This window comes from Azospirillum sp. (assembly GCF_035627195.1).
Lineage (GTDB): Bacteria > Pseudomonadota > Alphaproteobacteria > Azospirillales > Azospirillaceae > Azospirillum.
Window position 1 is genome coordinate 1 of the sequence record NZ_DASPMG010000032.1, and the last position, 3,363, is coordinate 3,363.

At 68.9% G+C, this 3,363-nt stretch carries 2 protein-coding genes and 1 pseudogene; all 3 read right to left on the minus strand.

Features of this window, described 5'->3' with window-relative positions; all coding sequences use genetic code 11:
• Positions 1-413: 413 nt before the first annotated feature.
• Entirely contained in the window at positions 414-1,205 is a 792-nt protein-coding gene (gene istB / locus VED21_RS02290; protein WP_324880692.1) for an IS21-like element helper ATPase IstB, read from the minus strand.
• Positions 1,202-2,737: an IS21 family transposase gene (gene istA / locus VED21_RS02295; protein WP_324880693.1), complete on the minus strand. Its 1,536-nt coding sequence runs from the start codon at positions 2,735-2,737 to the stop codon at positions 1,202-1,204. The genes istB and istA overlap by 4 nt, the downstream gene beginning before the upstream one ends.
• A 91-nt stretch (positions 2,738-2,828) precedes the next feature.
• Positions 2,829-3,320 (minus strand): annotated as a pseudogene (locus tag VED21_RS02300) (transposase); the annotation flags it as partial.
• Positions 3,321-3,363 lie beyond the last annotated feature (43 nt).

Here is a 3,363-nt window from a genome sequence, read left to right on the forward strand (position 1 = left end):
CAGAAAGCGTGCAGGGAGCTTGCGGGGTGGGGACGAACACGGCACGTAGCTGGAAGGCATGAGGCGGCCGAACCGCAAGCCAATCGAGCTTGCCAGTTCCTGGACGGTCGAGACCCCACGCTCCTGAGCAGCCCGAAGGGCAATCTGGAGGCATGCTGCAGCATCGGACTGAGCGTTGTGGTGATGAAGCTCGATCCTGGCTGTGTCAACGAACCACGGCCCACTTTGCTGATGAAATCTGGCCCACCCATGGGTTGGTCACCGGGCAGCCGAAAACCGACGTCCACAGCGCGAGTAGCGGCTCGTCCCGGTAGTCCATAGGCAACGGGGGCCGCCGCCGCGTCTCCATTGCGCTGGGTGGCGGCCCCCGCCTTGCCTGTGGGCCCACCGGGACGAGCGTCGGGGGCGGCGCTTCACTCATGCCCTTGCCCCCGCTTCGCCAGGGTGCGGCGGAACCGGTAGGAGGTGTTGCCGGCTTCGATGATGTGCGCCCGATCGGTGACGCGGTCGAGTACCGCTTTGCAGAGCCGTGGGGTGGGGAACACCTGGCCCCATTCCGAGAACGGCAGGTTCGTCGTCACGATCAATGCCGCCTTCTCGGCCCGATCGGCGATGATCTGGAACATCAGTTCGGCGCCGATGTCGGCGAGGGGCACGTAGCCCAACTCGTCGATGCACACCACCTCCACCCGTTCCCAGCGGCCCAGAGCCCGGCCCAACTGGTTCTCGGCCCGCGCCTCGACCAGCTCGTTGATCAGCGCCGCCGCGGTGGTGAAGCGCACCCGCCGGCGCTGCCGGCAGGCGGCGACACACAGGCTGATGGCGAGGTGCGTCTTGCCGGTGCCGGCTTCGCCGATCAGCACGATCGGCTCGGCGCGCTCGATGTAGCCGCCGCTCGCCAAATCGGCCAGGCGGCTCGCCGACAGCGGCGACTGGCCGAAGTCGAACTCCTCCAGCGTCTTGACCCGCGGCAGACGGGCCTCCTGCAGGCGCCGCAGCACCGCCTTGCGCTCGCGCTCCTCGATCTCCGCCGCCAGCAGCGCTTCCAGGTACTGGACGTGGCTGTGCCCTTCGCGCACCGCCGTCTGCGCCAAGCGATCGAACTGCGCCGCCAGCGTCGGCATCTTGAGCAGCCGGCAGTGCTGGCGAATGGACTGCTCGAGCAGCGTGGCGCTGGCCTCCAGGGCGGTTGGGGCGGGGCTCATGGCGCCGCCTCCCGGCTCAGCAGCCGATCGTACCCGGCCAGCGACGGCGCCGGTCGGTCGAACCGGGCCAGCGCCCCGACATCGACCTCCTCCGGGGGCGGGCGCCGCAGCTGATCCGCCGTCAGCAGATAGCGCACCGCCTCGGCATCCGAGCAGCCCATCCGGAGCGCCGCGGCCACCGCCGCCTGCACCCGCTCGGCGCCAAACGTCTTGCCGAGCCCGAGCACCGTCACCATAGCGCGCGTGCCGTGCTGGCGCCCGTGGCGGGCGATCAGCCGCTCCCAGTAGGCATCGTAGGCCGCCGGCCACCGCCCCTGCCGGCGCCATTGCTCCAACGGCTTGGAGCCGGCCAGCGCCCCGGGTTTGCGCTCCAGCACATCGAGGTAATGCTCGAGGTCGAGGATCTGCTGGCGGCGGGCGTAACTGCGCTCGTGGCGGGCGACCATCCGGCCCTCGTGCCAGACCTCCAGATGCGCGGGATACAGCTTGGCGTGCACGCGCGTGCCGGCGCGCAGCGGGACCGAGTAGGCGTTGGTCTTGACCAGCACGCAGCCGGCGCTGTCGACCCGCGGGAAGCTGAGGTCGGCGAGGTCGAAGCCGTCCGCGGGACAGCCGATCAGCACCGCGCGCTCGATCGCCATCGCCTCGCCGACGCTCTGCTGGCGGCCGTCGATCACACGCCGCTCATCCTCCCGGCAGCCCAGCAGCAGCACCTCGTTGAGCACCGGGAGATCGCCCGCCTTGGGCACCGGAACCCAGTGGTTGCGGCGGAACTGCCCGTTCTCCCCCTCGACGCCGCCCTTTTCGTGCCCAGCGGCCGGCATGCAGAACTGTGCCTCGAAGCGCCAATGCGAGCGGAAGGCGATGAACCGCTCGGTCTCCTCGCGCAGCCGCCCGCGCAGCACCTTGCGCACCGCACTGCCGAGATTGTCGTAGCGCAGCACCCGGAAGACCCCGCCAAAGTAGCGGAAGGCGTGCTCATGCGCTTCCAGGAAGGCTTGCTGGGTGGCGTGCCGGTAGGCTCGGTGAAAGGCGCCGCCGCTGGCCATCGCGCGCAGGCAGAAGACCTGCAGCTTGGCGCGCTCGCCGTCGAGGTCGGCGTAGGCTTCGTACCAATCGACCTGGGCTTCCTGCCCCCAGTCATAGGATTGCGGCACAAAGGTTTCCCGGCTGATCAGCCCCAGCGCGCGTTTGCGCTCATGCACGTGGTTGCGCACCGTGCTCTCCGCGACGACGGCCTGCGGCATCTCCTGGCGGATCCGCTTCCAGATCCGCCGCGCCGTATGCCGTTGCTTGCGCGGCGCCCGGCGGTCGGCCTCCAGGATGGTGTCGATGAACACGGCGAGCGCTCCCAGCACCGGCTTGGCCCGCGGCGTGTAGCTCCGCTCTGGCGGCAGCGCACTCTCCAGAGCCTGCCGCACCAGGCGCCGGTGAACGCCGAACTTCCGCGCCACCCCCTGGATGGTGCCGACGCCAAACTCGTATTCACGCCGCAGCTGTTCGAAGAGTTCCACCTTCCGTCTCCTGTCCATCCCGCCCCTCCAGCATCCGCTGGTGGGAAACGGAGGTTGATCGGACGACGGGTGGGCCAGATTTCATCAGCACGGTGGGCCAGCATTCGGTAGCACAGTCAATTATCGCGGCGATCGACACGATGCGGCCGTCCTGGCGAACCTTGAGGTAGGTGGCGTCCAGCCAGAGATAGGGCCACTCGCCTTCCAGAGGGCGCTCCAGGAAGGAGTGCACACGGGTGTCGATCTCCTCGCACAGCGCCGAAACCTGAGACTTGGAGATGCCGGTCATGCCGAGCGCCTGGACGAGATCGTCGACCTTGCGCGTCGACACGCCCTGGATCCAGGCTTCCTGGATGACGGCGGTGAGCGCCTTCTCGGCCGTCTTGCGCGGCTCCAGGAAGGCCGGGAAGTAGGAGCCCTGGCGTAGCTTGGGGATCTTCAGGTCCAGCGTGCCGAGCCGGGTGTCGAGTTGACGCGGCCGCGAGCCGTTGCGGTAGGTGGTGCGCGTGTCGCTGCGCTCGTGGCGGGCGGCGCCGATCAGCGCCTCGACCTCGAAGTCCATCAGCCGGTGCAGCGTGTGCTCGGCGATGGCGCGCAGTATGGCGCGACAATCAGGATGGCGAGCGCGACAATCAGGATAAGAA

Coding starts and splice junctions, on each gene's coding strand:
- istA (WP_324880693.1), bottom strand. CDS start 2,737: ATGGACAGGAGACGGAAGGTGGAACTCTTCGAACAGCTGCGGCGTGAA.
- istB (WP_324880692.1), bottom strand. CDS start 1,205: ATGAGCCCCGCCCCAACCGCCCTGGAGGCCAGCGCCACGCTGCTCGAG.